Origin of the sequence: Aminobacter sp. J41 (assembly GCF_000526635.1) — a bacterium.
Taxonomy (GTDB): Bacteria; Pseudomonadota; Alphaproteobacteria; order Rhizobiales; family Rhizobiaceae; genus Aerobium.
On sequence record NZ_JAGL01000011.1, the window covers coordinates 94,648 to 121,282 of the forward strand.

Here is a 26,635-nt window from a genome sequence, read left to right on the forward strand (position 1 = left end):
AAGCGAGGCTCGAAACGCCTGGAAACGCGCCTTCGGGCCCGATACATAAAATTTGAATCAACTTTGCCGCAAATGTCACTCGTCATCTCAAGCGGGCATTTCAGGTTGCCCTGCATTATGAGCCCATGACAGGCGGAACACCGCGTCCGCCAGACAGTCGAGGGTGCAACATGGGTTTCCTGATCAAGTCCGCTTTCTGGCTTTCCATCGTCCTGCTGCTCATCCCGTTCGGCACGAATTCCGACGACGAGCCGACGATCGGTGCGGTCGAGGCCTTCCTGGCCGCCCGCGCGCTGGTGGATGACATGTCGGGTCTGTGCGAACGCCGCCCGGATGTCTGCGAGGTTGGCCGCGCTGCCATGCAGACGATCGGCATCCGCGCCCGCGAAACCGCCCGCATCGCCTACACGACGCTCGACGAGCACTTCGGCAAGGACGCTCAGGAGGTCGAGATCGTCACCGGTTCCGTGCCGGCACAGCCGCAGCCGGAAGAAGCCGAGGCGGCCGAGTAATCTGCAGATCCGCGCTTTTCGGGTGACGGCCGCGCATCCACGCACTATATCGCGGTCATGACCACGACTATTGACTCCATCCGCGAAGACTTTTCCTTCCTCGACGACTGGGAGGAACGTTACCGTTACGTGATCGAGCTGGGTGGAGATCTTGAGCCCTACCCGGAAGAGGCACGCGACGACGCCCACAAGGTTCCGGGCTGTGTCAGCCAGGTGTGGCTTTACACCACGCGCGGAACAGGAGCCGATCCGGAGCTCACCTTCCGTGGCGATTCAGACGCCCACATCGTTCGCGGCCTCGTGGCAATCGTCCTTGCCCTCTACTCCGGCCAGAAAGCCTCCAGGATTCTCGAGATCGACGTCGAAGAGACGCTGCGTGCGCTCGGCCTCGACGAGCATCTGACGCCGCAGCGCGCCAACGGCCTGCGCTCGATGATCCGCCGTATCCGCGCCGAGGCGGAAAAGGCCCTCGCCGCTTCCGCCGCCTGATCTCATCTGATCGCCGGGCGGTAGTCCGCTGCTCCCCAATGCAGGATCGGCCTTACCTCACGGCTTGCCCGCGTTTCCGGCTCGTAGTGCCGTGCCAGCGCTGAAAGCGCCGACTTCAGCACGACCTTCGCCGAACGCACCGGCCAGCCGCGTTCGGCCTCAACGGTTTCCAGACCTTTGAGAAAACAGCAGACGTCAATCAGGACGCCGGCGAGTTCCGGTCCTACTGCTTCGATCGCTTTTTCGACACGCTGCCGCGCGGCTAGCGCACTCATCGACAGATCCTCGCCTCCGTTCTGCCACTGGCCTGAAGCTCCGGAGGCACCTCCCAGCGAGCCCCAGTTGATGCCGAGTCGTGGCATGATCCGCCCGTAGGTATAATCTTTCCGCAGCCGTTCTCCCGCCCGATACTCGCGCTCGTCGAGAAACCGCCTGCCGTTGCGGTCGCGCCTGCGCCAGAGCAGGTCGAGTGGACTTTCGTTCTGGTTGACGATCACCCGCTCGGCACCGGCCGCCGTGACCACGGTCGCGACCTCGCGCTCCTGATGCTGGGTGGCGTGTGAATCCGCCGGCGCATCGGCGCGCTTCGCCGCCTTCCTGCCCACTTCCGTCAGCGCGACGGCATCGCCGGTCATGGTAAGAAGTTCCGCGCGGGCAAGGCTCGCGAGCACGTCCGCCTCCTCGCCGATGACGCCCCTGTCGCCACCGTCGAGCAGCACCCTGCCCTTCGTTGCCGCTGTTTGCAGGCGCGCGCTTCCCTTTGCGAGGAAGGCCAAGAGCCTCCTCTGCCGCTTTTCATCGATCATCAGATAACCTCGTTGCCGCGTCCTTCCGTGAGGCCAAAGGCGGCCGCGATCACGCGTTCGGTGATGGAGACGATGCGGTCGAACTCAAGGTCGTCGCGCATGTCCTCGATCTGGTGGCAGGCATACAGAACCGTCGTCCGGTCGCGCCCAAAGCCGTGGCCGACGTCGCGCATGCTGAGCGCCAGCGTCACATGCGCCACGTACATCGCGATCTGCCTGACGCGAGCGATGTCGGCGGTCGACCGCCGCGGATTGCGCAGATCCTTGCTGCTGACGCTGAACAGCGCCGATGTGATGTCGATCACCGCATCGCAGATAGAAATCACGCGCTCTGACCGCGGCAGCTTGGCGAGCCCCGTTGTCCTGGCATCTCGAACGGGGCTTCTGCGGCTTCGGCCCTCTGCGGCTTCCGGGTGGCCACCCAACACCACCGGCTGCTGGCAGCTTTCGCAGTATTCCCTCTCTGACTGTCTCGCCTGCTTCGCGGTCGTCAATCGCACGTTGAGCACCCCGTTGAAATAGGAATGCTTTCTTATATTCGATCAACGGAAGAGTGTGAACAAATCGAGAACAAATAGCTTAGTGAAACGAACTCTTGCTTGAATTCATTTCGCTTTTTCCTCCGAACCCTCGCCACACTGCCGGAACTTATCCACTCGCTTCCAGGCCCCCCCAGAGTCCCCATCAGACAACCGACGAGGCATTCTGATGAACACTTTGCAGGACGAGATACGCGCTTTCCGACTGCGCAGGTCAGGCGAACACGACCACGCCCGGCAGTTGATGGCGCTGCAGCTCTGCGCTGGCATGGACATGGAAAAAGCTCTGGAAGCGGATGGCGCGGAGCAGGAGCGGATCATCCTCCGTCTCCAGCGTCTGCTTGAGCGCGAGCGATTGCGCGGCATGCGCCGGCACTGGAGCTACGACCTCAACCGCCACATCTCGCTCAAGCAGGCGCTCGACCTGTTCCGCGCACGGGCAGGCATAAAGCAAAAAGGGCAGCGATCTTTCGACCGCTGCCCTTTGGGCTCCAGCGTGACTGGATAATTCTTACTTTGCCTTGCGGCCGAGACCCATCTTCTTCGCCAGGTCCGAACGCGCACGCGCGTAGTTCGGCGCGACCATCGGGTAGTTGGGGTCGAGGCCCCACTTCTCGCGGTACTGGTCGGGCGTCATGCCGTAGTGAGTCATCAGATGACGCTTCAGCGACTTGAACTTCTTGCCGTCCTCGAGACAGATCAGGTAGTCGTCGTGGATCGACTTCTTCGGGTTGACCGCAGGCTTCTGCTTGTCGGTAGGAGCCTGTTCAACGGCGCCTTCTACCCGGCCAAGTGCAGCGTACACGTCTGCGATGAGGTTTGGCAGCTCACCGACCGGAACCGGATTGTTGCTGACGTAAGCGGAAACAACATCCGCGGTGAGCTCAATGAGCATTTCGCCGTTTCTGGCGACAGTCTCGTTCGTATCCATTTTGGCCCCAATATTGGAATGTTAGTCATTTCCGCGGGCGATCTGCGTGCCCAGCGGAAGACGCTGCAGCGGGTGCGTTAGCCACACCTTCCGATTCGCATCGTCACGGCATAAATGGTACTCTACGAAGAGTAAGTCAATTCAAAACTTACGATTTTTTCCGTGAACCAAGTGGAAAACCAGTATTGGGACGGGCCACTAGTTGCGGCATTTGGTCGACGGGCGATTTAGACCACCGGCCGATAACTCTGACATTTGCCCGCAAATGCTGCAATTGACGATTTTTCGTCCTTGTGCAGCGATTGGATCAGAGGATATTCGCTAACCTGACAATTCTAGGAAGCCGCTATGTCCATTAGATCATCCATCTTTCTCCGAAAAGATGCACCTTTGCCGCACCGTAAGAAGTTCGTCCACACCGCACACGGAATTTCGCGGCAGGACGACTACGCGTGGCTTCGTGCGGACAATTGGCAGGAAGTGTTTCTTGCGCCCGATAAGCTGGATCCCGAGATCCGCGCTCATCTTGATGCTGAGAACGCCTACCAGCAATTGTTGATGGCCGACACAGCTGAACTGCGTAAGACCCTCTTCCAGGAGATGAGGGGCCGCATCAAGGAAGATGATTCAAGCGTACCAATGAGGGATGGTCCCTACGCCTATGGTACGTCCTTCGTCACCGGTGGCGAACATCCGAGGTACTTCCGCATTCCGCGCGACGGCGGCGACCAGCAGATCCTGCTCGATGGTGATGCCGAGGCAAAGGACCTCGCCTATTTCCGCATCGGCGGCGTCGACCACTCCGGCGACCACAAGCGCCTGCTGTGGGGCTATGACGACAAGGGCTCTGAGTTCTACACGCTAAAGGTCCGTGACCTCGACAGTGGCACCGACCTGCCGGACGCGATCAGCAACACCGGCGGCTCGGGTGAATGGGATGCGTCGAACGGCGGGTTCTTCTATACGCGCCTCGACGAGAACCACCGCCCCTCGCAGATCTTCTACCACCGCCTCGGCGACGACGTCGCCAGCGACCGGCTGATCTACGAGGAAAAGGATCCCGGCTTTTTCATGGATGTCGGCGGCACGCGCCTTCGCGACTGGATCATGATCTCGATTGGCGATCATGAGACGTCCGAGTACCGCCTGCTGCCGGCGAACGATCCTTTCGCTGCGCCGATCACGGTCAAGGAGCGCGAGACCGGCGTTCAGTACGACCTTGAGGAAGGCGGCGACGTCTTCTTCATTCTCACCAACTCGGGCGGCGCGAAGGATTTCCGCATCATGACGGCGCCGGTCAGCGATCCGCGCGAGGAAAACTGGACTGAACTCGTCCCGCACGAAGCCGGCCGCCTGATCCTCTCGATCATCGGCTTCCGCGACTGGCTCGTCCGCCTTGAGCGCAAAGACGGCCTGCCGCGCATCGTCGTGCGCGAGCGCGCCTCGGGCAACGAGCACATCGTCGCCTTCGACGAGGAAGCCTACTCGCTGGGCCTGTCGGGCTCGTACGAGTACGACACCGACGTGATTCGCTTCTCCTATTCGTCTATGACGACGCCCGCGCAGGTGTTCGATTACGACATGCGCACCCGGGAGCGCGTGCTGCTGAAGACGCAGGAAGTGCCGTCCGGCCACAACCCGGCTGACTATGTCACCCGCCGCATCATGGCTCCTGCGCATGACGGCGAAACCGTGCCGGTCTCGCTGCTCTACCGCAAGGACACGCCGCTCGACGGTTCTGCGCCCTGCCTGCTTTATGGCTACGGCTCCTACGGCGTCACCATCCCGGCCTCATTCAACACCAACTGCCTGTCGCTGGTCGACCGTGGCTTCGTCTACGCGATCGCCCACATCCGCGGCGGCAAGGACAAGGGCTACGCCTGGTACGACGAGGGCAAGCGCGAGAAGAAGGAGAACACCTTCCACGACTTCATCTCGGCCGCGCGCTACCTTGTATCCGAAGGCTTTACCTCGTATGACCGCATCGTCGCACAGGGCGGCTCCGCCGGCGGCATGCTGATGGGTGCCGTTGCCAACATGGCACCGGAGGCGTTTGCCGGCATCATCGCCGAGGTGCCGTTCGTCGACGTGCTGACGACCATGCTTGACGCGACCCTGCCGCTCACCCCGCCGGAATGGCCCGAATGGGGCAACCCGATCGAGTCGCTCGACGACTACAAGACGATCGCGGCCTACTCGCCCTACGACAACGTCAAGGCGCAGGCTTACCCGCCGATCCTGGCTGTTGCCGGCCTCACCGACCCGCGCGTCACCTACTGGGAGCCAGCCAAGTGGGTTGCGCGCCTGCGCGAGCTGAAGAACGACGACAACCCCGTCCTGTTCAAGATCAATATGGACGCGGGTCACGCAGGCGCGTCCGGCCGTTTCTCCCGTCTCGAGGAAATCGCCTACGTCTACGCCTTCGCCCTCAAGGTCGTTGGCGAGGCCTCAAAATGAAGAAGGCTCGGAACCTGGTTCCGGGCCTTCTTCATGATGTGTCCCTCAGTCGGCGCTCGGATGGCCGGGAATGGCCATCAGGTATGCCGCGATCGCTTCGCGATCCTCCGCCGACAGCTTCGCCATGTTGCGGACAACCGGTGCCATCGAGCCGCCGACCGAATCGAACTCCGGGGTGAAGCCAGTTTCGAGCAGGTCGATGATCTCCGTCTTCGACCAGTCACCAATCCCGCCTTCGCCCGTGGTGATGTTGGGCACGCTGCCCTCGCCTTCGGCGGCCTTGGCACCCGCAAGCCAGCGGCTCGCGTCCAGCCCGCCGAGTATCCCGCGCGGCGTATGGCATTCGCCGCAGTGCCCCGGCCCCTCGACCAGATACTGCCCGCGCAGCACTTCCTCGCTGGCATTGGCCATCTGCACCCTCGGCTTGTCGCTGAGGTAGAGCAGCTTCCAGTAACCGAGCGCCCAGCGCTGGTTGAACGGGAAGCTCAGCTCATGCTCGGGCGCCTTGCCTTCCACCTCCGGCAGCGTCTTCAGGAACGCGTAGAGGTCGGCAATATCCGCCGGCTTCATCCGGGCGTAGGACGTATAGGGAAAGGCGGGATAATAATGCCGGCCGTCCGGCGAGACGCCGCGCATCATCGCGTTGGCGAGGTCCTCGACGCTCCAGCTGCCGATGCCATCTGTCGGATGCTGCGAGATGTTTGGCGCAACGAAGACGCCGAACTCGGTCTTGAAGCGCTCACCGCCGCCAAGCTGCAGCACCGCATCGCCTTCAGCACCCGGCGCCGCGTGGCACGAGGCGCAGCCGGCCGCCCAGAACACCTGTTCGCCCCGGCTCGCATCCCCTTCCCCGAACGACGCCAGCGCCGCGGCGTTCAGCCGCGAAGGCGTCGCAAGGAACCACGCCGCACCGCCGGCGACAGCTGCGGCTACCAGCAAGCCGGCGGAAATTTTGGCAAGTGAGGACATGCAAGCCGCCGTTAGTTGCGGTAGGTCTCGTGGCAGCCGCCGCAGCTCGCGCCGATCGGTCCGAACACGGCCTTGAACGCGTCAACGTCCTGCGGCTTTGCCTCGGCGGCAGCCGCAACCTTGGAGAGGTAGTCCTCGTTGGCCTTCTTGAAGCCCTCGCGGTCCGACCAGATGCTCTCCTTCACCTTGGTGTCGCCGGTCTCGGTGCCGGCCGGATAAAACGCATCGACGTCCGCCGCTGCCTGCGCATTCGCATTCAGCTTCTCCAGCGCATCCAGCACGGTCGCCGCGTCAAAATCCGCGCGGCCCTGTGCGATCGGGGCCAGCACGCGCAGGATCTGTCCGCGCTCCTTCATGTTGGCCTGGCGCTGTTCAATCGGGTTCGCGGTCGCCCCCATCGTCATGACGGAAAGAGCGGCGGCAGCGTAGATGAACAGTTTCATGAAATAACTCCGGTAAAATTCGCTATGGCCCATTGCGGATCCATCGTCGCGATAATGGCGATTTCGCATCTGCGGAAAAGTCACATCCGCCCGCCGAGGACTCACGCTTCTGTGATGGTTCCGGCAAAAGAAAGCCCCGGCGTGCCGGGGCTTCCATGTCTCGCGGCTGCGAGAAATTACTTCGTCGCCGCCTCGTACATCTCCAGGACGTAGTCCCAGTTGATGAGGCTGTCGACGAACGCCTCGAGGTACTTTGGACGGGCGTTGCGGTAATCGATGTAGTAGGAGTGCTCCCAGACGTCGACGCCGAGGATCGGCGACGCGCCATGGACCAGCGGGTTCTCACCGTTCGGGGTCTTCGAGATCTCGAGCTTGCCGTCCTTGACCGACAGCCATGCCCAGCCCGAACCGAACTGGGTCGTACCAGCATTGATGAAGTCGGCGCGGAACTTGTCGTAGCCGCCGAGGTCGCTGTCGATTGCCTTCTGCAGCGCGCCCGGAAGGCTCGTGCCGCCGCCGCCCTTCTTCATCCACTTCCAGAAGTGGATGTGGTTGTAGTGCTGGGCAGCGTTGTTGAAGAGGCCCTGGTTCTTGCCGAAGGACTGCTTCACAACTTCCTCGACCGACAGGCCGTCCATGCCTGCTTCAGCGGCCAGCTTGTTGCCGTTGTCGACATAGGCCTTGTGATGCTTGTCGTGGTGGTACTCGAGCGTCTCCTTCGACATGAACGGCTGGAGAGCCTCGTAGTCGTACGGCAGTTCCGGAAGTTCAAAGGCCATGGCAATATCTCCCTCGCTGAAATGGTCTGGGTTCGAACTGTACATAGGCGCGCACCGCGGCTTCACAACCCTCGGCGGCGCAATGTCCCGCGATGTTTAGCGCCTCTTTACGCAGCTGTCGAATGGGCCCATTGCCAATAAAGCTCGCGTGCCCGCTTCGCCACCGGTCCGGGCGGCAGCTCGCGGTCCTCGATCTTGATGATCGGCACCACCTTGGAGTGGTTGCCGGTGGAGAAGATCTCGTCCGCGTCCAGGAAATCCTGCACTTTCAGCGTTTTCTCGACCACTTTGAAGCCAGCTTCCCGCAGCAGTCCGATGATGCGCGAGCGCGTGATCCCAGCGAGGAATGTGCCGTTCGCGACGGGCGTCATCACCACGCCGTCCTTGACGATGAACACGTTCGAAGAAGCGGTCTCGGCAACGTTGCCGAGCATGTCGAGGACCAGCGCATTGTCGAAGCCGCGGTTCCGCGCCTCCAGAATCGCACGGCCGTTGTTCGGATAGAGGCACCCTGCCTTGGCGTTGGTCGGCATCGTCTCAAGCGTCGGCCGGCGAAACGGCGACACCGTGATTGAGAAGCCGGACGGCGGCAGCATCGGCGACTCGTAGAGGCAGAGGCAGAAGCGCGTCGAATCCGGATTGGCCGGCACGCCCATGTAGCCGCCATACTCGGCCCAGTAGGTCGGACGGATGTAGATCGCCGTCTTGCCGTCGAATTTCTTGATGCCCTCCCAGGTAAGCGCGACCATTTCTTCCACGCCGACCGTCGGTTTCAGGCCGAGATTGGTGGCGGACTCGTTGATGCGCGCGCAGTGGAGGTCGAGGTCGGGCGCGATCCCCTCGAACCAGCGGGCGCCGTCGAACACGCTGGAGCCGAGCCACAGCGCATGGCTGCGGGGACCGATCACAGGGACGTTCCCTTCGTACCAGTCTCCCTCAATGTAAGTCCAAGTCGTGCTTTCGGCCGGGCTCGCAAGGTTCATGACTGATCTCCTTCTTTGAGCGGCATCGAAGGCGCTTTGTCCCGTTGCGTCAACCGACAGCTTGAAAACATCGATCAGTCCAGCCGTCTCTTTCGCTTGACCGCATGCTGCACCTGCGTTCAAGTCACTGACACCATGAGACATTCTGCTTACGTATTCGACGCCTACGGCACCCTCTTCGACGTCCACGCCGCCGTGCGGCGCCATGCGGCGAGGCTCGGGCCGGAGGGTCAGCGGCTGTCCGACATCTGGCGTGCCAAGCAGCTGGAATATTCGTGGGTGCGCACGCTGATGGGCAGCTACCGCGATTTCTGGCAGCTCACCGAAGACGCGCTCGATACGGCGTTCCGGCTGGTGCCTTCCGCCGATCCCGGCATGAAGAAGCAGCTGCTTGAAGCCTACTGGCATCTCGACTGCTATCCGGAAGTGCCTCGCATCCTGCGCGAGCTCAAGGCTGCTGGAGGCCGCATCGCCATCCTTTCGAACGGTTCGCCAGCCATGTTGCAGGCCGCCGTGCGCTCGGCAGCGCTGGATCACGTCATCGATGAGATCTTCTCCGTCGACGAGATCCGCAAGTTCAAGGCCGCCCCGGAGGTCTACGACCTGGTCACCACCAGCTGGCGGCTCTACCCAGACGCCGTGTCGTTCCAGTCATCGAATCGCTGGGACATCGCCGGCGCGCAGAAGTTCGGCTTCCACACGGTCTGGATCAACCGCTCCGACCTTCCGGACGAATACCTCGATCACGAGCCGAACCTGATCCTCCCGTCGCTCGAGGGTCTCCTGACTGCTTTTTGAGCAGCATCGCTACGTCAGCGTGGCGAAAGAACAACAGGTGGCGAATCACTCACGGGATAGGACTGCCGAGGGGCAATTCGCGGTTGCACAACGCCCGCCGCGATACCTATACAGCCCGCACAACCTTGAACTGGAACCAACGTGTCCAATCCCATGATCTCCCGGCGCTCCCTCCTCACGGCAGCAACCGCGACAATTGCGACTGCTGCGCTCGCAGGCTGTTCTGAAACCACTTCGGGCGAATCGCGTCCTGCGGCGCGCACCCCTTTCGCCCCGCCGCCGATGCCGGAGCTCGCGCCTCCAGCGTTGATGTATGCGGCGATGACTGATGGTGGCCACAACATTCCGGCGGTTCCGTATCAGAAGATCGATTCGCGCTACCATCGCCAGATCGTCGCTGACCCGACCGGCGAGCGTCCCGGCACGGTCGTCGTCGATACCGGCAACCACTTCCTCTATGTCGTGTTGCCGTTCCGCCGCGCGGTTCGCTACGGCGTTGGTCTCGGCCGCCAGGGCTTCGAGTGGTCCGGTGAAGGCGTGATCGAGTGGAAGCAGCCGTGGCCGCGCTGGCATCCGCCGGCAGAGATGATCGAGCGTCAGCCGAACCTCAAGAAGTACGCGACGACCTACGATCCGAAGACCAAGCAGTGGCTTGGCGGCATGGAGCCGGGCGTCAACAACCCGCTCGGTGCACGCGCCCTCTACATCTACCAGAACGGTAAGGACACGCTGTATCGCCTGCACGGCTCGCCGGAATGGTGGTCGATCGGCAAGTCGGTCTCGTCGGGCTGCGTCCGCCTCATCAACCAGGACGTGATCGACCTCTATGAGCGCGTCGCTGCGAAATCGCCGATCATCGTCACCTCGGGCCTGCGGATCACCTGATCCGCTCGCCACATCGGGCACAGGAAAAACGCCATGCGACCGACTGGTCCGCACGGCGTTTTCTTTTTTCAGTCTGTCTCAGCGCTTGCGCAGGCTGCCGAGGATGCCGCGCACTAGTTCGCGGCCAAGCGTCGAACCGACCGTGCGCACGACTGACTTGATCGCGGCTTCCGCAACCGTCTGCCGGTTGCCGGTACTGCGCGAGCGGCCCTGCTGCCGGCTGCTGCCGCCACCGCCGCCGAAATCCGGCAGCGTCCAGCCGCCACCGCCGGTATCGGCGCGCTGGCGCTCCTGTTCAACGCGACGGTCGTCTTGCTCCTTGGCGCGGGCGGATTCCTCCGCACGCTTCTGCAGGATTTCGTAAGCCGACTCGCGGTCGATCGCATTGTCGTACAGCCCACGCACCGGGCTCATTTCCATGACCTTGCGGCGTTCTTCCGGCGTGATTGGCCCCATTTTCGCTGAGGGCGGACGGATCAACGTCCGCTGCACCATCGACGGAATGCCCTTCTCCTCCAGCACAGACACCAGCGCCTCGCCGGTGCCGAGCTGGGTGATCGCCGTCGCGCAGTCGAAGTCGGGGTTCGGACGGAAGGTGTCGGCCGCCGTCTTTACGGCCTTGGCCTCGCGCGGCGTGTAGGCACGAAGGGCGTGCTGGATGCGGTTGCCGAGCTGGGCCAGAACCGTCTCGGGCACATCGAGCGGGTTCTGGGTGACGAAGTAGACGCCGACGCCCTTCGAACGGATCAGGCGCACGACCTGCTCGATCCGCTCGACGAACGCCTTAGGCGCATCGTTGAACAGCAGGTGCGCCTCGTCGAAGAAGAAGACGAGCTTTGGCTTAGCCGGATCACCCACTTCCGGCAGCTCCTCGAACAGCTCCGAAAGGAGCCACATCAGGAAGGTCGCGTAGAGCCGCGGGTTGTTCATCAGCTTGTCGGCGGCAAGCATGTTGATCGCGCCGCGGCCGTCGCGCGTCGTGCGCATCAGGTCGCTAATCGACAGCGCCGGCTCTCCGAAGAAGAAGTTGCCGCCCTGCTGCTCGAGCACCAGCAGCTGGCGCTGGATGGCGCCGACCGACTGGCGCGAGACATTGCCATAGCGGGCCCCGATTTCCTGCGCGCGCTCGGCCATGTTGGTCAGCATCGCCTGCAGGTCCTTCATGTCGAGAAGCAGCAGGCCTTCCTCGTCGGCAAGGCGGAAGGCGATGTTCATCACGCCTTCCTGCGCTTCCGTCAGGTTCATCAGCCGCGACAGCAGCAGCGGCCCCATCTCGGAGATCGTCGTGCGGATCGGGTGGCCCTGCTCTCCGAACAGGTCCCAGAAGATCACCGGGAACTCGGCGAACTCGTAAGGCTCAAGCTTGATGGCCTCGGCGCGCTTGTGGAGAAAATCCTGCGACACGCCCATCTGCGACAGGCCCGCGAGGTCGCCCTTGATGTCCGCGCAGAACACCGGCACGCCGGCATTGGAGAACCCTTCGGCCAGGATCTGCAGGGTCACGGTCTTGCCGGTGCCCGTTGCGCCCGTGATGATGCCGTGGCGGTTGGCATACTTCAGCAGAAGCTCTTCCGCCTTCTGGTAGCTGTCATCCGGCTTTCGGCTACCGCCGACGAAAATGCTCTTCTGCTCGTCCTGCCACATCCTGCCTCTCCCGCGTGTCCGGTGCCACTGAGTGGGTATCGTCTCCTCGTATATCCAGCGCTTTACTTGCTGCCAATGAGGTAATGGTCAGGAGGCCGTGGCCGATTCATCACAGCGGTTTCGGAAATGCCCGCGTCCCGTTGCGATCAAACTTCGAGAACGTCCGTTGCATTGCGGGATCAGGGTACCCACCCTAAACTAAGGGTTCGATGCGGAGGAAAGCAGATGGAAGCGGCAATCATCAGCGCAGGCAGTTTCCCGCCGATGAACCGGGCGGACTGGCTGGAAATCGGGCGGCAGGCGGTCATCAAGCGTCGTGCTGACGCGCCACAACCTCCACGCAGCGCGGATCTCCGCTTCCAGCAGCCGCGGCTCGATGTCGGCGCCGCGGCCATGGAAGGCAACGCCGGTGCCGGCTGGACGATCGTCCAGCGCATCGATGACGTCGATCCGCGTCGCGCCAATCATCAGGCCCAGGAAGACATTGCCGGCGGCGCAACCGGCCTTTCGATCGTGTTCGAGGGCGCGCCGAATGCGTTCGGCTATGGCCTTCCAGCCCGCCCGGAATCGCTCGCGGCGGTGCTGCACAACATCCAGCTCAACCGCATCCACCTTCGCATGGACATGCATCCCGCAAGCCGCGCGTCGGTTGACTGGCTGATCGAGCTTGCTCGGCGCAAGAAGGTCGACCCGGCCCGCCTCAGCCTCTCCTTCGGCATTGATCCGGCAGCCCTTTTTGCCGGCAGCGGCACGCTGCGCATGTCGGTGGCAGCGCTGCAGGCGTCGATGCCCCCCTCACTCGGCCACTTCTTCGGCCTTGGCATCCCCGCCGTGCTTCTCGAGGCGGACGGGCGCGTCGTCCACAATGCCGGCGGCAGCGAGGCGCAGGAACTTGGCGTGATGCTGTCTGCAGCCGTGTCGTATCTGCGCATGTTCATCGATGCGCGGCAGCCACTGGTCTACGCCGCGCCGCATATCGGCTTCTCGCTCAGCGTCGACCACGACCAGTTCATTTCAGTGGCCAAGATTAGGGCGCTGCGTCGCCTGTGGTCCAAGGTGCAGGAGATCTGCAACATCCCAGCCCTGCCACCGAAGATCCACGCCGAAACTTCCTACCGGATGATGTCGGTACGCTCGGTCGAGACCAACATCGTCCGCGCTTCGCTCGCGGCCTCCGCGGCGGCAGCCGCCGGCGCCGATACCGTCAGCGTCCTGCCGCATACCCAGCCGCATGGCCTGCCGGATGCGCATGCGCGCCGCATCGCCCGCGACCTGCAGCTGGTGATCGCCGACGAGACGCACCTGTCGTCGCTTGCCGATCCGGCCGCGTCGTCCGAGGATCTCGACATCCTCGTCGCCTCGCTCTGCGATGCTGGCTGGGAAGAGTTCCGCCGGATTCAGGAAGAAGGCGGTCTGCTGACCAGCCTCGCGGCCGGTTTCGTGCAGCAGCGCGTCTTCCAGGCGCGGGAGCAGCGGTTGCTTGCGCTGCGCAAGGGCAGCTTCTCCATCGTCGGCACCACGATCGACCAGCCGAAGGAAGACGTCGCTCCTGCTACGCTGGCAGCGACAGCCCGCCCGGGGCCGACCGAGGGCGTCGCCCGCTGCGACCGCCTCGCGCCCGTCCGCTTCGACGAGCTATTGGCGCAAGGCTGATCGATGGTCTCAGGCCAGCGCCTGCGTTGGCCTGAGCGTTCCGACCTCGATGCCGTTCCAGTTGTGCATCACCGGATGCGCGAACTCCCTGAGCTTCGCCGCCAGCTCCTCGTCCTTCTCCATCAGCTTGGCAAGTACGGCTGCGACCATAACCTCCGAAGCACGCACCGCGCCGTCGTCGCACTTGATGGCGATGCCGAGCCCCAGTTCCGGGATCGCGCCGCAATAGACGGCCTCGGCCCCGGTCTTGATCATGATGCGTCCGTTCGCGGCCTGCATCAGTCGGGTGTCGAGCTTGTCGGTTCCGGCAACATAGTACGGCTCGGCCATGCAGGCTTCGAGGATGCGTTTGGCGGCTTCTGCCCGCTTCGGTGCAAGGCCCACGCCTGTCGCCATTTTCGCAAAACCCTGCGCCAGCGCGCGCTGCGGGACGGCATAGGTTGGGATCGAGCAGCCGTCGGTCCCGCAATTGTCGATGCCGTGTACCGCACCCGTCACCGATTCCATCGCCTCGCGCACCATCTGCTGCAGCGGATGCTCGCGCTTCACGTAGCCCTTGTAGTCGAGCCGCAGGTGCTGGCAGGTGCACAGGAAGCCTGAGTGCTTGCCGGAACAATTGTTGTGCAATGCCATCGGCATCTGGCCGTGCCGGGCAAGGTCCAGCGCGGCTTCCTGACGCGTCGGCCAGTGTGCGCCGCATTCGAGCGCGCCCGGCGACAGCCCTGCCCGATCGAGCATTGCGGCGGCAAGCGCAGCGTGCTTTGGCTCGCCGGAATGCGAGGCGCCAGCAAACGCGATTTCGCGAACGCCGAAGCCGAACGCGTCGGCCGCACCAGACTCGACGAACGGCAGAGCCTGGATCGCCTTTACCGCCGAGCGCGGAAATACCGGCCGGTCAATGTCGCCGATCTCCAGGACCACGCCGCCATCGGCATCGACGACCGCAACAGACCCGCGGTGCGTGCTCTCGACGATGTTACCGCGCGTGACTTCAACCAGAACCGGATTTGTCATTATCTCGTCCAGACATGAGTTCTCTGCCTCTCGTTTCTCCGCCACCGGCGCATCGGCGCCTGCGACCGCTCAGGCTTTTGAGAGGCGTTCTCCTATTTATCCTCATCGTCTTCGTAGCGCCAACTGCCGCCACGGCAGCCTGGTGGGCGATGGCCGACCGGCCCACCTCCTGGAGCTCGGCAAACTGGGAGTCGAGCGGCATCCTGCCACCCGCATCCGACGATCCCGAGGCAGCGATCTACATCATGGCCGCGCGCACCGGCGGCATGAAGGGAGCGGTCTCGGTGCATAGCTGGATCGTGCTCAAGAAGCCCGGTGCCCACAGTTATGAGCGATACGACAAGGTCGGCTGGGGCTCGCCGATCCGCATCAACGGCTACGCCGCCGACGCCTACTGGTATTCCAACCAGCCGTCGATCATCCGCGAAATTCAGGGCGAGGAGGCTGAACGCCTCATCCCCGAAGTCGAAGCGGCCATTGCCGCTTACCCATATTCCCAGCGCGGCGGCTACCGGATCTGGCCGGGCCCGAACTCGAACACATTTGTTGCCCATGTGCTGAATGCGGTACCGGCGCTCGGCACGGTGCTGCCACCCAACGCCGCCGGCCGCGACTATGCCGAGGGCCCAGTCTCGCTGCGCGTCGCGAGCGACTGGCGCGATCTGCACTTTACGCTGAACGGCCTCGCCGGCTTCGCCGTCGGCCTGCGCAGCGGCATCGAGTTTCATTTCATGGGAGCGGTGGCCGGCATCGATTTCCTGCGCCCGGCGCTGAAGATCCCTGCTCTCGGCCGCGTCGGCCTCGACTAATTAGAGCCTGCGCCGCATCCCGGCGGCCATGAAACCGCCATCTACGGCGATCGTCTGGCCGGTAATGTAGGCGGCCTCAGGCGACAGCAGGAAGGCGATTGCCGCCGCCACTTCGTCCGGCTCGCCATGTCGGCTTAGCGGGACGTGCTGCAGCCATTCCTGGCGCATGTTCTCGTCGTGCAGCCGCGCCGACAGCGGCGTCTCTATGACGCCGGGTGCCACGCAATTCACGCGCACATCGCGGTGCGCTAGTTCCACCGCCATCACCTGCGACATCAACGCGACACCTGCCTTGGACGCACCGAACGCCATCCGGCCCTCATTGCCGCGCATGCCGGACACCGACGCAAGATTGACGATCGACAGCGTCTCCGCCATCCGCTCGACCGCCGCACGCGAGGTGATGAATGAACCGACGACATGGATGTCCAGCATCTCGCGCAAGAGCTCGGCGCTCGTCTCGAGGCATGGCGCGACATGCGCCACGCCTGCCGAGTTGACGAGACCGCCGATGGGTCCCAAGACGTCCGCGACCTGGTCGAAGGCGTCGGAGACCATTTCTTCATCGGTCACATCGACTGGAATGAAGATCGCGCTCTCGCCCGCGAGCATGTCCTCGGCGGAAGCAAGCGCCTCAGGGTTCACGTCAAGGACGGCGACCGGCCAGCCGTCGTCCAGCAGCCACTCGACTGTCGCCAGTCCGATTCCAGATGCTCCTCCGGTGACGACGGCCGACGGCTTCATCTGATCCGTTCGAGGATCGACACGTAGTTGGCGACGGCCGCGCCGCCCATGTTGAAGATGCCGCCGAGTGTCGCGTCCTTGATCTGGATGCCGCCGGCTTCACCCATGAGCTGCATCGCGGTGAGCGCATGCATAGAAACGCCTGTCGCGCCGATGGGATGGCCCTTCGCCTTCAGTCCGCCCGACGGGTTCACCGGCAGGCGGCCATCCTTTTGCGTCTGGCCTTCGAGCGCGATTTTTGCGCCCTGCCCCGGCTTCGCAAGGCCCATCGCCTCGTATTCGATCAGCTCAGCGATGGTGAAACAGTCATGGGTTTCGACAAAAGACAGATCGTTGAGCGTCACGCCCGCCTGTTTCAGCGCCCGCGCCCACGCTTCCGAGCAGCCTTCGAACAGCAGGATGTCGCGCTTCGACATCGGCAGGAAGTCCTGCACGTGCTGGTTAGCGCGGAAGGTGACGGCCCGGCGCATCTGCTTTGAGGTTTCATCGTCCGCTAGCACAATCGCCGCGGCGCCATCCGAGACGAGCGAGCAGTCGGTGCGCTTCAGGGGCCCCGCGACAAACGGATTCTTCTCGCTCTCAGTGCGGCAGAACTCGAAGCCGAAATCCTTGCGCATTTGCGCATACGGGTTCTCGACGCCGTTCTTGTGGTTCTTGGCCGCGATGTAGGCGAGTGCATCTGACTGGTCGCCATGGCGCTGGAAATAGGCAGCGGCGATCTTGCCAAAGACGCCGGCAAAGCCTGCGGGCGTGTCGCCGTCTTCCGGCAGGTAGGAGGCCTTGAGGAGGTTCTTACCGATCTCCGGCCCCGGCGTCGTCGTCATCTGCTCGACGCCGACCACCAAGACGATGCGCGCTGCGCCCGAGTCGATCGCCTGTATGCCCTGACGCACCGCCGCCGAACCGGTGGCGCAGGCGTTTTCCACGCGCGTCGCCGGCTTGAAGCGCAGGCGGTCGTCAGCCTGCAGCACCAGGCTCGCCGTGAAATCCTGCGCCGAGAAACCGCCGTTGAAGTGGCCCAGAACGATCTCGTCGACATCGTCCGGCCCGATGCCGGCATGGTCCAGCGCATCGCGCGCAACACCGACGATCAGGCTTTCGACCGTCTCGTCAGTCAATTTGCCGAAGGGCGAATGCGCCCAACCCACAATGTTTGCAGTCATAGTCTCTCTCCCGCGGTCGAGCATAGCATGAAGGCCGCCGCCTTCATCGCCCAATGTTTGTTCAACCATGAACTGTCTGCGTAGCCTCGTAAAGAGCCGCCACTTCCCGCAGCGTCAGCATTTTTTCTTGATTGATGGCTCAATCAAAAATAGCTTCGCGGCCGCAAGGAGCGCGAAATGCCAAAGGTTGGAATGGAGCCAGTGCGCCGCAAGGCGCTGATCAATGCTGCGATCTCGGTGATCGGCGAGCACGGCTCGCTCGACGTCACCATGACGGAGATTGCCGGGCGCGCGGGCGTCTCGGCGGCGCTTGCCCATCATTACTTCGGCGCCAAGGAAGGTCTCCTGCAGGAGACCATGCGCCACATTCTGCGGGAGCTCGGCCACGACGCGGCCAACGCGCTACGCGGCGTCACCGATCCGCGTCAACGCCTGTCGGCGCTGGTCGCCGTCAACTTCGCGAACAGCCAGTTCAGCACCGAGACGGTCTCCGCCTGGCTCGCCTTCTATGTCGAAGCCCAGCGCTCGGAGCCAATGCGCCGGCTTCTTTTAATCTACGCGCGTCGCCTGCACTCGGACCTGATGAGCAGCCTGCGCCACCTGCTGCCGCTCGACGAAGCGACCCGCACGGCCGAGGGCGTCGCGGCGCTCATCGACGGGCTCTACATCCGCTGCGCACTGCGCAGCGCAGCACCCGATGCCGCGAGCGCCATCGCGCTCGTGGAGGACTATCTCGATCACAAGTTGTCGGGGGAACGAGGCGGATGACGACACGGCCGAACATTCTCATCATCATGGTGGACCAGCTGACCGGGACGCTGTTCCCGGATGGTCCGGCCGACTTCCTGCACACGCCCCACCTCAAAGCGCTCGCAGCCCGATCGGCTCGGTTCAACAACAACTACACCGCCTCGCCGCTCTGCGCCCCTGCCCGCGCCTCCTTCATGAGCGGCATGCTGCCCTCGCGCACGCAGGTTTATGACAACGCGGCCGAGTTCGCATCGTCGATCCCGACCTTCGCGCATCACCTGCGCGCCGCCGGCTATCACACCTGCTTGTCGGGCAAGATGCATTTCGTCGGTCCCGACCAGCTGCACGGCTTTGAAGAACGGCTGACGACCGACATTTATCCAGCCGACTTCGGCTGGACCCCGGACTGGACAAAGCCCGGCCAGCGCATCGACTGGTGGTATCACAACCTCGGCTCGGTGACCGGCGCGGGCGTCGCCGAGATCACCAACCAGCTCGAATATGATGACGAGGTCGCGCATCATGCGGTGCAGAAGCTCTACCAGCTCGCGCGTCAGTCAGAGGATGCCGGACAGCAGCCCTGGTGCCTGACGGTCTCCTTCACCCATCCGCACGACCCCTATGTCGCGCGACGCAAGTACTGGGACCTCTACGAGGACTGCGAGCACCTCGACCCGCAGGTCGGCTTCATTCCTTATGAACAGCAGGATCCGCATTCCCGCCGGCTCTATGACGCCAGCGACTACGGCTCGTTCTCACTGACGGACGAAGACATTCGCCGCTCGCGCCGCGGCTACTTCGCCAACATCTCTTACATCGACGATCATGTCGGCACGCTGGTCGATGTGCTCGCGCGCACGCGCATGCTCGACGACACGCTCATCGTGTTCTGCTCCGACCATGGCGACATGCTCGGCGAGCGCGGCCTGTGGTTCAAGATGACCTTCCTTGAAGGTTCGTCGCGCGTGCCGCTGATGATTGCCGGCCCCGGCATCACCCCGGCCGGGGTCGATGCACCGACCTCCAACCTCGATGTCCTCCCGACACTCTGCGACCTCGCGGGCATCGACATCGAGGCGATCCGGCCTTGGACCGACGGCGACACGCTGAAGCCGCTGATGCGCGGCGGCAAGCGCAGCGCTCCCGTCTATATGGAATATGCCGCCGAGGGCTCCATCGCGCCGATGGTCGCGATCCGCACCGAGCGCTTCAAATACATCCACTGCCCCGCCGATCCGCCACAGCTGTTCGACCTCGAGGCAGATCCCCTCGAGCTGACCAACCTCGCGGCCGATCCTGCCCATGAGGCCCTTGTCGCCGAGTTCGAGGCAATGGTCGCGGCACGCTGGGACATTCCCGCTTACGACGCGGCCGTGCGCGAAAGCCAGGCTCGCCGCCTCGTCGTCTATCCGGCCCTTCGCAACGGCGCCTACTACCCGTGGGACTTCCAGCCGCTGCAGAAGGCCTCCGAGCGCTACATGCGCAACCACATGGACCTAAACGTCCTCGAAGAGCGTCAACGATTTCCAAGAGGTGAGTAATGCTACAGGCTGACTTCGTCATAGTCGGCTCGGGTTCTGCCGGCTCGGCGATGGCCTACAGGCTGTCCGAGGACGGAAAACACTCCGTCATCGTCATCGAATACGGCGGCTCCGACTTCGGGCCGCTGATTCAGATGCCGGCAGCCCTTTCCTATCCAATGAACATGCGCCGCTACGACTGGGGGTTCCAGACCGAGCCAGAGCCGCATATCGGCGGCCGCGTGCTCGCCACCCCGCGTGGCAAGGTTGTCGGCGGCTCTTCGTCCATCAACGGCATGGTCTATGTGCGCGGCCACGCGCGCGACTTTGACCACTGGGCCGAGCAGGGCGCGACCGGCTGGTCCTATGCGAACGTCCTCCCCTACTTCAAGCGCATGGAGAACTCGAAGGGCGGCGAGGATGGCTGGCGCGGCACCAGCGGCCCGCTGCACGTCCAGCGTGGACCGCGCAAGAACCCGCTCTACACCGCCTTCGTCGAAGCGGGCCGGCAGGCAGGTTTTGAGACGACCGACGACTACAACGGCTCCAAGCAGGAAGGCTTTGGCCCCATGGAACAGACGATCCATCAGGGTCGCCGCTGGTCTGCCGCCAACGCCTATCTGAAGCCGGCCCTCAAGCGCCCGAACGTCAGGCTCGTCAACGGCTTTGCCCGCCGCGTCGTCATCGAGAACGGCCGCGCGACCGGCGTCGAGATCGAGAACCGCAGCGGCATCCAGGTCGTGCGCGCCAACCGCGAAGTCATCGTCGCCGCGTCCTCGATCAACTCGCCGAAACTGCTGTTCCTCTCCGGCATCGGCCCGGCCGAGCATCTGCGCCAGCACGGCATCGAGGTGGTCGCCGACCGTCCCGGCGTCGGCCAGAACCTCCAGGACCACATGGAGCTCTACATCCAGCAGGAATCGCTGCAGCCGATCACGCTCTATTCCAAGCTCAACCTGTTTTCGAAGGCGCTGATCGGCGCGCAGTGGCTGTTCTTTAAGACTGGCCTTGGCGCCTCCAACCATTTCGAGGCCGCCGCCTTCGTGCGCTCGAAGCCCGGCGTCGACTATCCGGACATCCAGTACCACTTCATCCCGATCGCGATCCGTTACGACGGCAAGGCCGCAGCCAAGGCGCACGGTTTCCAGGCCCATGTCGGCCCGATGCGCTCCAAGTCGCGCGGCAGTGTCACGCTCCGCTCGGCCGATCCGTGGGAGAAGCCGGTCATCCGCTTCAACTACATGTCGCACCCGGACGACTGGGCCGACTTCCGCCACTGCATTCGCCTTACCCGCGAGATCTTCGGCCAGAAGGCGTTCGACCTCTACCGCGGCCGGGAAATCTCGCCCGGCGCCCACGTCCAGACCGACGAGCAGCTCGACGACTTCATCCGCGAGCACGTCGAGAGCGCTTACCATCCCTGCGGCACCTGCCGCATGGGCCGCGCCGACGACCCGATGGCGGTGGTAGACCCCGAATGCCGCGTCATCGGCGTCGAGGGCCTGCGCGTCGCCGATTCGTCGATCTTCCCGCGCGTGACCAACGGCAACCTCAACGCGCCGTCGATCATGGTCGGCGAGAAGGCTTCCGACCACATCCTTGGCCGGCAGCCGCTCGCCCCGTCGAATCAGGAACCGTGGATCAACCCGCGCTGGCGTGAGTCGGACCGCTAGGCCCGGCCCCGCGCACGCACCGTCAATTTCGGCTAGGATCGGCCAACACGAGAGGACAATTCCCATGCGCGCCCAGCCAAAAGCTTCGCACTACATCAACGGCCGTTTCGTCGAGGACGACCAGGGCCAGCCGATGGACGTCATCTATCCGGCAACCGGCGAGGTGATCGCCCGCCTGCATGCCGCCACGCCCGCGATCATCGAACAGGCGATCGAGGCTGCCCGCGAGGCGCAGGACAAATGGGCGCGCATGCGCCCGGCCGACCGCGGCCGCATCCTGCGCCGCGCCGCTGACATTCTGCGCGCCCGCAACCAGGAGCTCTCCGAGCTCGAGACCCTCGACACCGGCAAGCCGATCCAGGAGACCACCGTCGCCGACCCGGCTTCCGCCGCCGAGGCGCTGGAGTTCTTCGGCGGCGTGGTCGCCGGCTTCTACGGCCACTATGTCGATTTCGGCGGCCCGTTCGCCTACACGCGCCGCGAGCCGCTGGGCGTGTGCGTCGGCATCGGCGCCTGGAACTATCCGATTCAGGGCGCCGGCTGGAAATCCGCCCCCGCCCTCGCCATGGGCAATGCGATGGTCTTCAAGCCGTCGGAGAACACGCCGCTCAGCGCCCTTGCGCTCGCCGAGATCTACACCGAGGCCGGCCTTCCCGACGGACTGTTCAACGTCGTCCAGGGCTTTGGCGACGTCGGCGGCGCGCTGATCAGCCACCCGGTGGTCGCAAAAGTCTCGCTCACAGGCTCGGTGCCCACCGGCCGCAAGGTGCTCGGCATTGCCGGCTCGCTGATGAAGCACGCGACGATGGAGCTCGGCGGCAAGTCGCCGCTCATCATCTTCGACGACGCCGATGTCGAGAACGCCGTCGGCGGCGCCATGCTCGCCAACTTCTACTCCACCGGCCAGGTCTGCTCCAACGGCACCCGCGTCTTCGTCCAGAACGGCATCTACGAGCGATTCGTCGAGCGCCTCACCCAGCGCACCGCAAAAATTAAGATCGGCGACCCGCTCGATCCGCAGACGCAGATGGGCCCGCTCATCAACAAGGCGCAGCACGACAAGGTCACCGGCTACATCAAGATCGGCCAGGACGAAGGCGCCACGCTGCACCATGGCGGCGGCGTGCCGCGCCTCCAGGGCTTTGAGAACGGCTTTTATGTCGAACCCACCATCTTCACCGGCGTGAAGGACGACATGCGCATCGCCCGCGAGGAGATATTCGGGCCAGTAATGAGCATTCTGACCTTCTCCGAGGAGGACGAGGTCATCGCCCGCGCCAACGACACCGAGTTCGGCCTCTCCGCCGGCGTCTTCACCCGCGATCTTCCCCGCGCGCACCGCGTCATCGCCGAGATCAAGGCGGGCAGCTGCTGGATCAACCACTATAATCTCGCGCCCGCGGAGCTCCCCTTCGGCGGCTTCAAGCAGTCCGGAATCGGCCGCGAAAACTCGCTCGCGGCGCTCGATCACTACTCCCAGCTGAAGTCGGTCTACGTCGAAACCGGGGATGTGGAGAGCCCCTACTAAAAATTGCAAAAAAGTTCGCTGGCCGGGCTTGCAGGGTCCAGAGGAGGACGCTATAAGCCCGGCCACTGGCCACGGAGTGTAGCGCAGCCTGGTAGCGCACCTCGTTCGGGACGAGGGGGTCGCAGGTTCAAATCCTGCCACTCCGACCAGTTAAATCAACTACTTAGCACCCTACAAAAAATCCCGCAAAATTTTACCGGACCGATACCCGGACCGAAACGTCACTCCACCCCGTTCACTTCCGCCCCTGTCAGCGTGTAGCCGATGAGGTCAACGAGGCTGTCGCGGTGATTTGGTGTGTGGCAAAGCCGCGCCTCTTTGAACAGCCGCATCATCGGTGAGATGTCGGCTGCGGTGATCTTCACGTCGCCGCGTCCTGTGTTCTCGAAGTAGGCCTGCCAGAAGCGGGCAATGGCTTCGAACCCGCGTTCTGGCCCGCCGTACTGTTCACGCCGAGCCCCGGCAACGATGGCTTTCGCTTCGTCTGCGATACTCATTCTAAATCCCAACGAGAAGCATGTTCTTCAGGCCGTGGCGCTTATGGAAGGTCATGGCGAGCATCCCCGCGCCGTCCTGATACGGACCCCATGCGGCATGGGTATCGAGGCTCACCACCGAAGGCAGCTGATGATGCCTCACCGGCCCATACGGAACCGACTGATAGTTGTGGAAGTGGCCCGAGAAGTAGTGCCACTGACGGGCCCTACCCCACTGCTCGGGATACTTCCCCGGAAGCTCGGCGCATACGTCCTTCGGCTTGCGGTTGTGGCCGTGATGGCCGCAAAGGAACGCAATACCCCAATTCATCTGCCAGAACTCGTTCTCTGACACATGGATCGTCACGCGCGGCTCGTTGCGGTAGCGCTGCTGTAGCGCGTAGAGAACCGGCGCGGGCGTGCCCGGATCGTGATTGCCGGGGATGGAATAGAACTCGACCTCGCGGTGCCGCTGCAATGCCAGGTCGATCTTGAACACCTCAAGCTCGATCAGCCGCCCGATATTCTGGAAATGCGTGCCTTCAACCTTGAGCTTGTGACCGCTGCGAGGCGTGCGGTCGGTGTCGTCGTTGGCATGTGTGGCATCCCCCGCGTCAACGATCACCGCCTTTGCGCACGGCGGCATACCCATCACACATTCCGTCACGCCAGCCTTGAAGCGCTCGGCTGCAACTTCGGGATTGTATGGACGCCCGCCTGTTTGATCCTCAGTCGCGACCGCGCCCATGTGCAGATCGGCATGGGGGAGGAAAGCCAGAAGGTCTTCCTCAACTGCTTCCGGCATGGGGACGGGCTCGGCGGCGGGGATGTCCTCGAAAGCCGCCCTAATCCTGCCAAGGTACTCGTCTAGCTGTCGCTCAGATTTCGGCGCGTTCCAGCGAACCGTCTCGACTTTGCGGCCCTCATCGTCGTAAATGTGACGGTAGCCGCCTGCAATTTCATAGCCGTTGAGGCGGGTTGCCGCCATGGCTTCGCGAGCGCCATCGGAAAGGTGCAGGCCCTGCTTCCGAGCCGTTTCGAGCCGCCGCCTGACCGTGTTGTCGCTGATGCCCAGCTCACGACCGGCTTTGGTGTAATTGCCGTCGTGCCGCTCAAATGCCGCTAGGGTTTCCAGCAGCTCCGCCGTGCTGACTGGTACGCCGCCCATTACTTGCCTCGTAGTTTGGTGACGATCTGCACGAGAAGCCAAGCGACACCGAAAATTGGCATCAACTGACCAGCGATCTCGGAAAGGTCTTTGAGCGGCGGTATCCAAGCTGGGGAAGCAATGCCCGCCATTGCGACAAGCGTCGTCGTCTTATCGAGGAAGGCGTCTTTCATTTCCAGCATCCCCGGCTAGCGCCAAATCCGTTATGCGAGGCAACGCCAATCGCGAATGGCCGGTCATGCTCGATGATGAAGGCCCGCGTCTCGGCGGATGGGGTTAGCTTGCGCCAGCCGTCACAAATCGAGGCCGTTGCACTCGTCTGGCAGCCCCCCAAGAGCGGCGCACAAACCGCGATCATCCATATTGCTGATCTTTTCATCGACGCGTGTCCTTTCGCGCAGAGCCTCGACTGATCGGGAGAGAGTGGCCGCACGCTCTTTTTCAGCCCCGGCCCGATAGGCGGAGACGTGCGACCATGTGAGAAGGATTGCAGCGCCCATTGCCGCGAGCGCGTAGAGCTTGACGGTGGAGAGGCCGAACATCAGGCCAGCCCCTCGCGGATCTCCTTCACCCCGGCGATGATCTGCCGGCGCATCAGGAAGATGACGACAAGGAAGACGAGGACCACACCGCCGATCGCGACAATTGCCTGCCAGTCCATCCCGGCCAGCCAACCAAGGCCGAGCGCGCCGGACGAGAAGAGACCAGTGATCCAGGACCACAGCCCGGTCTTCTGCTTGACCTCGTTCTCNACCGACANCGGGACCGTGGGCTTNTCGACCGGAACCGAAACTTCCCGCACCACCTCTTTGACGTCGGCTGGATGGCCCACCATCAGCTGAGCGGTCTTGCGCACATCCTCAACTCGGCGCGACCAGCCCTTGCCGAAGGTCTCCCACATCAGCTTGCCGTTGTTTTTGATGCGCTTGAGGAAGGCCAGCCGGTTGTCACAAAGCGCATCGATCACATCACGCGCATTCGCCTTCTCGGCCGCTGCAATCGTCTGAGGCCCGACCCGGCCGTCCTGCGCTACACCGAGCACCGCCTGCAGATATTTGGCCGCGCGAGCCGGTCCGCTGTTCACCGCAAAGTCAAAGACGGCGTAGTCGATACCGGACGGCAGAGCCTGCGCATTCACCGCCGACCAGTAATGGCGGTAATAGACGGTCGCGACCTGCGCATCGGTGATGGCCTTGAGATCATCGACCGTTCCGTTCGGCTTCACATAGGCGCGGAACGACGCCAGCGTCACGCCCTTGTTGGTCGCCCCACCCGGATCTGCCGGATGGTTCACGAAGCCACCTTCATGTTTGAGGACGAGCGGGAGCGCCCGCTGGAAGTTGCGGTCCATGTCTTCTCCTTCCGCCGTTGCCGGCTGGCTGGTTGTGGGATGGGGGGAGGCCGCGCCTCGGAGGGTTTTCCTCAGACGATCGTCTGAGGGTGACCGGCGTCTAAGCGCGTGCTAGATCATCCGAAAGTAGTACGCTCAGGCACAGGGAACGCGATGCACAGACCCCTCACGGGCATGCAGCTCATCGCCTTGATCATTGCTCTCATCGGAATAGCGATCGCCATAGCGACGCTGGCACCACATTTTCGGTAGTGCCGCCAGTCGCGTCTGCTGGGCAGGTTATCGCCCCGCGGCTGCCATAGGTTCCCCCTTCCCGCCATTGCCGGCTGGCAGGTTTCGTGATGGGAAGATGATGATGTTAGGAGGGGCAGCAGAACCTAGAGCACAGAAACAGAGCCAAATCGCTGTCACGGAGCATAATACGAGCGACAGCTCAAGACGGACTGGCGCTTGAAGATCTTGCGTATCTCACCTAGAGAAGGCGACCGAGGGTCTGGGGTGAAAAATGGCTAAAGTAGAGCGCCTGCATGGGCTTGATTTTTTGCGCGGCG

28 protein-coding genes and 1 tRNA gene are annotated in these 26,635 nt (G+C 63.3%); 13 read left to right on the plus strand and 16 right to left on the minus strand.

From position 1 onward, the window contains the following. Positions 1-170: 170 nt before the first annotated feature. A complete protein-coding gene (locus L630_RS0109985; RefSeq protein WP_024848115.1) occupies positions 171-512 on the plus strand; it encodes a DUF5330 domain-containing protein in 342 nt (113 codons plus the stop codon). 57 nt (positions 513-569) lie between these two features. Beyond that, complete coding sequence (locus L630_RS0109990) at positions 570-1,001, plus strand: SufE family protein (protein ID WP_024848116.1); 432 nt, start codon at positions 570-572, stop codon at positions 999-1,001. 2 nt (positions 1,002-1,003) lie between these two features. Here L630_RS0109990 and L630_RS0109995 read toward each other — a convergent pair whose 3' ends face one another. Continuing rightward, positions 1,004-1,807 (minus strand): DUF6456 domain-containing protein, encoded by an 804-nt coding sequence (locus L630_RS0109995; RefSeq protein ID WP_024848117.1) that lies wholly within the window; start codon positions 1,805-1,807, stop codon positions 1,004-1,006. After that, complete coding sequence (locus L630_RS0110000) at positions 1,807-2,133, minus strand: helix-turn-helix domain-containing protein (RefSeq protein WP_024848118.1); 327 nt, start codon at positions 2,131-2,133, stop codon at positions 1,807-1,809. Before L630_RS0110000 ends, L630_RS0109995 begins: the two co-directional genes overlap by 1 nt. 382 nt (positions 2,134-2,515) lie before the next feature. On the opposite strand from L630_RS0110000, the gene L630_RS23395 reads away from it, so the two are divergent. Beyond that, positions 2,516-2,854, plus strand: a complete 339-nt coding sequence (locus tag L630_RS23395; protein ID WP_245263704.1) for a cytoplasmic protein — start codon at positions 2,516-2,518, stop codon at positions 2,852-2,854. 3 nt (positions 2,855-2,857) lie between these two features. Here L630_RS23395 and L630_RS0110010 read toward each other — a convergent pair whose 3' ends face one another. Beyond that, positions 2,858-3,277, minus strand: a complete 420-nt coding sequence (locus L630_RS0110010; RefSeq protein WP_024848120.1) for a MucR family transcriptional regulator — start codon at positions 3,275-3,277, stop codon at positions 2,858-2,860. Positions 3,278-3,625: 348 nt separating this feature from the next. Between L630_RS0110010 and L630_RS0110015 the strand changes: the two genes are divergently transcribed. Continuing rightward, positions 3,626-5,734, plus strand: a complete 2,109-nt coding sequence (locus L630_RS0110015; RefSeq protein WP_024848121.1) for a S9 family peptidase — start codon at positions 3,626-3,628, stop codon at positions 5,732-5,734. A gap of 45 nt (positions 5,735-5,779) precedes the next feature. Here L630_RS0110015 and L630_RS0110020 read toward each other — a convergent pair whose 3' ends face one another. From L630_RS0110020 to L630_RS0110035, 4 genes are all read right to left on the minus strand, one after another. Next, a complete protein-coding gene (locus tag L630_RS0110020) occupies positions 5,780-6,703 on the minus strand; it encodes a cytochrome c (RefSeq protein WP_024848122.1) in 924 nt (307 codons plus the stop codon). Between the two features lie 11 nt (positions 6,704-6,714). Continuing rightward, positions 6,715-7,146: a cytochrome c gene (locus L630_RS0110025; protein WP_024848123.1), complete on the minus strand. Its 432-nt coding sequence runs from the start codon at positions 7,144-7,146 to the stop codon at positions 6,715-6,717. A 176-nt stretch (positions 7,147-7,322) separates the two neighbouring features. Then, positions 7,323-7,925: a superoxide dismutase gene (locus tag L630_RS0110030; RefSeq protein ID WP_024848124.1), complete on the minus strand. Its 603-nt coding sequence runs from the start codon at positions 7,923-7,925 to the stop codon at positions 7,323-7,325. A 107-nt stretch (positions 7,926-8,032) separates the two neighbouring features. Further along, positions 8,033-8,908, minus strand: coding sequence for a branched-chain amino acid aminotransferase (locus L630_RS0110035; protein ID WP_024848125.1), 876 nt, complete (start codon positions 8,906-8,908; stop codon positions 8,033-8,035). 135 nt (positions 8,909-9,043) lie between these two features. On the opposite strand from L630_RS0110035, the gene L630_RS0110040 reads away from it, so the two are divergent. Both L630_RS0110040 and L630_RS0110045 read left to right on the plus strand, forming a co-directional pair. Then, complete coding sequence (locus L630_RS0110040; RefSeq protein ID WP_024848126.1) at positions 9,044-9,706, plus strand: haloacid dehalogenase type II; 663 nt, start codon at positions 9,044-9,046, stop codon at positions 9,704-9,706. 321 nt (positions 9,707-10,027) lie between these two features. After that, on the plus strand, positions 10,028-10,591 hold the full coding sequence (locus L630_RS0110045) for a L,D-transpeptidase (protein WP_348601896.1): 564 nt from the start codon (positions 10,028-10,030) through the stop codon (positions 10,589-10,591). Positions 10,592-10,669: 78 nt separating this feature from the next. Here the strand turns inward: L630_RS0110045 and L630_RS0110050 are convergent, their stop codons facing one another. Then, positions 10,670-12,235, minus strand: a complete 1,566-nt coding sequence (locus L630_RS0110050) for a helicase HerA-like C-terminal domain-containing protein (protein ID WP_024848128.1) — start codon at positions 12,233-12,235, stop codon at positions 10,670-10,672. A 225-nt stretch (positions 12,236-12,460) separates the two neighbouring features. On the opposite strand from L630_RS0110050, the gene L630_RS0110055 reads away from it, so the two are divergent. Continuing rightward, positions 12,461-13,888, plus strand: coding sequence for a methylmalonyl-CoA mutase family protein (locus L630_RS0110055; RefSeq protein ID WP_024848129.1), 1,428 nt, complete (start codon positions 12,461-12,463; stop codon positions 13,886-13,888). A 9-nt stretch (positions 13,889-13,897) separates the two neighbouring features. Here L630_RS0110055 and L630_RS0110060 read toward each other — a convergent pair whose 3' ends face one another. Continuing rightward, positions 13,898-14,902 (minus strand): asparaginase, encoded by a 1,005-nt coding sequence (locus L630_RS0110060; RefSeq protein ID WP_024848130.1) that lies wholly within the window; start codon positions 14,900-14,902, stop codon positions 13,898-13,900. 14 nt (positions 14,903-14,916) lie between these two features. On the opposite strand from L630_RS0110060, the gene L630_RS0110065 reads away from it, so the two are divergent. Then, entirely contained in the window at positions 14,917-15,711 is a 795-nt protein-coding gene (locus tag L630_RS0110065; protein WP_051473185.1) for a DUF3750 domain-containing protein, read from the plus strand. On the opposite strand, the gene L630_RS0110070 is transcribed toward L630_RS0110065, so the two are convergent. Further along, a complete protein-coding gene (locus L630_RS0110070; protein ID WP_024848132.1) occupies positions 15,712-16,455 on the minus strand; it encodes an SDR family NAD(P)-dependent oxidoreductase in 744 nt (247 codons plus the stop codon). Next, entirely contained in the window at positions 16,452-17,618 is a 1,167-nt protein-coding gene (locus L630_RS0110075; protein WP_024848133.1) for an acetyl-CoA acetyltransferase, read from the minus strand. Before L630_RS0110075 ends, L630_RS0110070 begins: the two co-directional genes overlap by 4 nt. Before the next feature lie 177 nt (positions 17,619-17,795). On the opposite strand from L630_RS0110075, the gene betI reads away from it, so the two are divergent. The 5 genes from betI to L630_RS0110100 all read left to right on the plus strand — a co-directional run bounded on the left by betI (position 17,796) and on the right by L630_RS0110100 (position 23,238). After that, positions 17,796-18,386 (plus strand): transcriptional regulator BetI, encoded by a 591-nt coding sequence (gene betI, locus L630_RS0110080; protein WP_024848134.1) that lies wholly within the window; start codon positions 17,796-17,798, stop codon positions 18,384-18,386. Beyond that, positions 18,383-19,909 carry a choline-sulfatase gene (gene betC, locus L630_RS0110085; protein WP_024848135.1) on the plus strand — a complete coding sequence of 509 codons (1,527 nt, stop codon included), beginning with the start codon at positions 18,383-18,385 and terminating at the stop codon, positions 19,907-19,909. The genes betI and betC overlap by 4 nt, the downstream gene beginning before the upstream one ends. Next, positions 19,909-21,561, plus strand: coding sequence for a choline dehydrogenase (gene betA / locus L630_RS0110090; RefSeq protein WP_024848136.1), 1,653 nt, complete (start codon positions 19,909-19,911; stop codon positions 21,559-21,561). Before betC ends, betA begins: the two co-directional genes overlap by 1 nt. Positions 21,562-21,625: 64 nt before the next feature. Continuing rightward, positions 21,626-23,089, plus strand: coding sequence for a betaine-aldehyde dehydrogenase (betB, locus tag L630_RS0110095; protein ID WP_024848137.1), 1,464 nt, complete (start codon positions 21,626-21,628; stop codon positions 23,087-23,089). 72 nt (positions 23,090-23,161) lie between these two features. Further along, positions 23,162-23,238 (plus strand) — tRNA-Pro (locus L630_RS0110100). A 72-nt stretch (positions 23,239-23,310) separates the two neighbouring features. Here L630_RS0110100 and L630_RS0110105 read toward each other — a convergent pair. The 5 genes from L630_RS0110105 to L630_RS0110130 all read right to left on the minus strand — a co-directional run bounded on the left by L630_RS0110105 (position 23,311) and on the right by L630_RS0110130 (position 26,084). After that, on the minus strand, positions 23,311-23,586 hold the full coding sequence (locus L630_RS0110105; RefSeq protein WP_024848138.1) for a DUF6378 domain-containing protein: 276 nt from the start codon (positions 23,584-23,586) through the stop codon (positions 23,311-23,313). 1 nt (position 23,587) lies between these two features. Beyond that, complete coding sequence (locus tag L630_RS0110110) at positions 23,588-24,733, minus strand: helix-turn-helix domain-containing protein (protein ID WP_051473186.1); 1,146 nt, start codon at positions 24,731-24,733, stop codon at positions 23,588-23,590. Further along, positions 24,733-24,906: a hypothetical protein gene (locus tag L630_RS0110120; RefSeq protein ID WP_156941757.1), complete on the minus strand. Its 174-nt coding sequence runs from the start codon at positions 24,904-24,906 to the stop codon at positions 24,733-24,735. Before L630_RS0110120 ends, L630_RS0110110 begins: the two co-directional genes overlap by 1 nt. Before the next feature lie 120 nt (positions 24,907-25,026). Beyond that, complete coding sequence (locus L630_RS0110125) at positions 25,027-25,275, minus strand: hypothetical protein (protein WP_024848142.1); 249 nt, start codon at positions 25,273-25,275, stop codon at positions 25,027-25,029. Then, positions 25,275-26,084, minus strand: coding sequence for a glycoside hydrolase family 108 protein (locus L630_RS0110130; RefSeq protein WP_024848143.1), 810 nt, complete (start codon positions 26,082-26,084; stop codon positions 25,275-25,277). The genes L630_RS0110125 and L630_RS0110130 overlap by 1 nt, the downstream gene beginning before the upstream one ends. Positions 26,085-26,635 lie beyond the last annotated feature (551 nt).

Coding starts and splice junctions, on each gene's coding strand:
- L630_RS0109985 (WP_024848115.1), top strand. CDS start 171: ATGGGTTTCCTGATCAAGTCCGCTTTCTGGCTTTCCATCGTCCTGCTG.
- L630_RS0109990 (WP_024848116.1), top strand. CDS start 570: ATGACCACGACTATTGACTCCATCCGCGAAGACTTTTCCTTCCTCGAC.
- L630_RS0109995 (WP_024848117.1), bottom strand. CDS start 1,807: ATGATCGATGAAAAGCGGCAGAGGAGGCTCTTGGCCTTCCTCGCAAAG.
- L630_RS23395 (WP_245263704.1), top strand. CDS start 2,516: ATGAACACTTTGCAGGACGAGATACGCGCTTTCCGACTGCGCAGGTCA.
- L630_RS0110010 (WP_024848120.1), bottom strand. CDS start 3,277: ATGGATACGAACGAGACTGTCGCCAGAAACGGCGAAATGCTCATTGAG.
- L630_RS0110015 (WP_024848121.1), top strand. CDS start 3,626: ATGTCCATTAGATCATCCATCTTTCTCCGAAAAGATGCACCTTTGCCG.
- L630_RS0110020 (WP_024848122.1), bottom strand. CDS start 6,703: ATGTCCTCACTTGCCAAAATTTCCGCCGGCTTGCTGGTAGCCGCAGCT.
- L630_RS0110025 (WP_024848123.1), bottom strand. CDS start 7,146: ATGAAACTGTTCATCTACGCTGCCGCCGCTCTTTCCGTCATGACGATG.
- L630_RS0110030 (WP_024848124.1), bottom strand. CDS start 7,925: ATGGCCTTTGAACTTCCGGAACTGCCGTACGACTACGAGGCTCTCCAG.
- L630_RS0110035 (WP_024848125.1), bottom strand. CDS start 8,908: ATGAACCTTGCGAGCCCGGCCGAAAGCACGACTTGGACTTACATTGAG.
- L630_RS0110040 (WP_024848126.1), top strand. CDS start 9,044: ATGAGACATTCTGCTTACGTATTCGACGCCTACGGCACCCTCTTCGAC.
- L630_RS0110045 (WP_348601896.1), top strand. CDS start 10,028: ATGACTGATGGTGGCCACAACATTCCGGCGGTTCCGTATCAGAAGATC.
- L630_RS0110050 (WP_024848128.1), bottom strand. CDS start 12,235: ATGTGGCAGGACGAGCAGAAGAGCATTTTCGTCGGCGGTAGCCGAAAG.
- L630_RS0110055 (WP_024848129.1), top strand. CDS start 12,461: ATGGAAGCGGCAATCATCAGCGCAGGCAGTTTCCCGCCGATGAACCGG.
- L630_RS0110060 (WP_024848130.1), bottom strand. CDS start 14,902: ATGACAAATCCGGTTCTGGTTGAAGTCACGCGCGGTAACATCGTCGAG.
- L630_RS0110065 (WP_051473185.1), top strand. CDS start 14,917: ATGAGTTCTCTGCCTCTCGTTTCTCCGCCACCGGCGCATCGGCGCCTG.
- L630_RS0110070 (WP_024848132.1), bottom strand. CDS start 16,455: ATGAAGCCGTCGGCCGTCGTCACCGGAGGAGCATCTGGAATCGGACTG.
- L630_RS0110075 (WP_024848133.1), bottom strand. CDS start 17,618: ATGACTGCAAACATTGTGGGTTGGGCGCATTCGCCCTTCGGCAAATTG.
- betI (WP_024848134.1), top strand. CDS start 17,796: ATGCCAAAGGTTGGAATGGAGCCAGTGCGCCGCAAGGCGCTGATCAAT.
- betC (WP_024848135.1), top strand. CDS start 18,383: ATGACGACACGGCCGAACATTCTCATCATCATGGTGGACCAGCTGACC.
- betA (WP_024848136.1), top strand. CDS start 19,909: ATGCTACAGGCTGACTTCGTCATAGTCGGCTCGGGTTCTGCCGGCTCG.
- betB (WP_024848137.1), top strand. CDS start 21,626: ATGCGCGCCCAGCCAAAAGCTTCGCACTACATCAACGGCCGTTTCGTC.
- L630_RS0110105 (WP_024848138.1), bottom strand. CDS start 23,586: ATGAGTATCGCAGACGAAGCGAAAGCCATCGTTGCCGGGGCTCGGCGT.
- L630_RS0110110 (WP_051473186.1), bottom strand. CDS start 24,733: ATGGGCGGCGTACCAGTCAGCACGGCGGAGCTGCTGGAAACCCTAGCG.
- L630_RS0110120 (WP_156941757.1), bottom strand. CDS start 24,906: ATGAAAGACGCCTTCCTCGATAAGACGACGACGCTTGTCGCAATGGCG.
- L630_RS0110125 (WP_024848142.1), bottom strand. CDS start 25,275: ATGTTCGGCCTCTCCACCGTCAAGCTCTACGCGCTCGCGGCAATGGGC.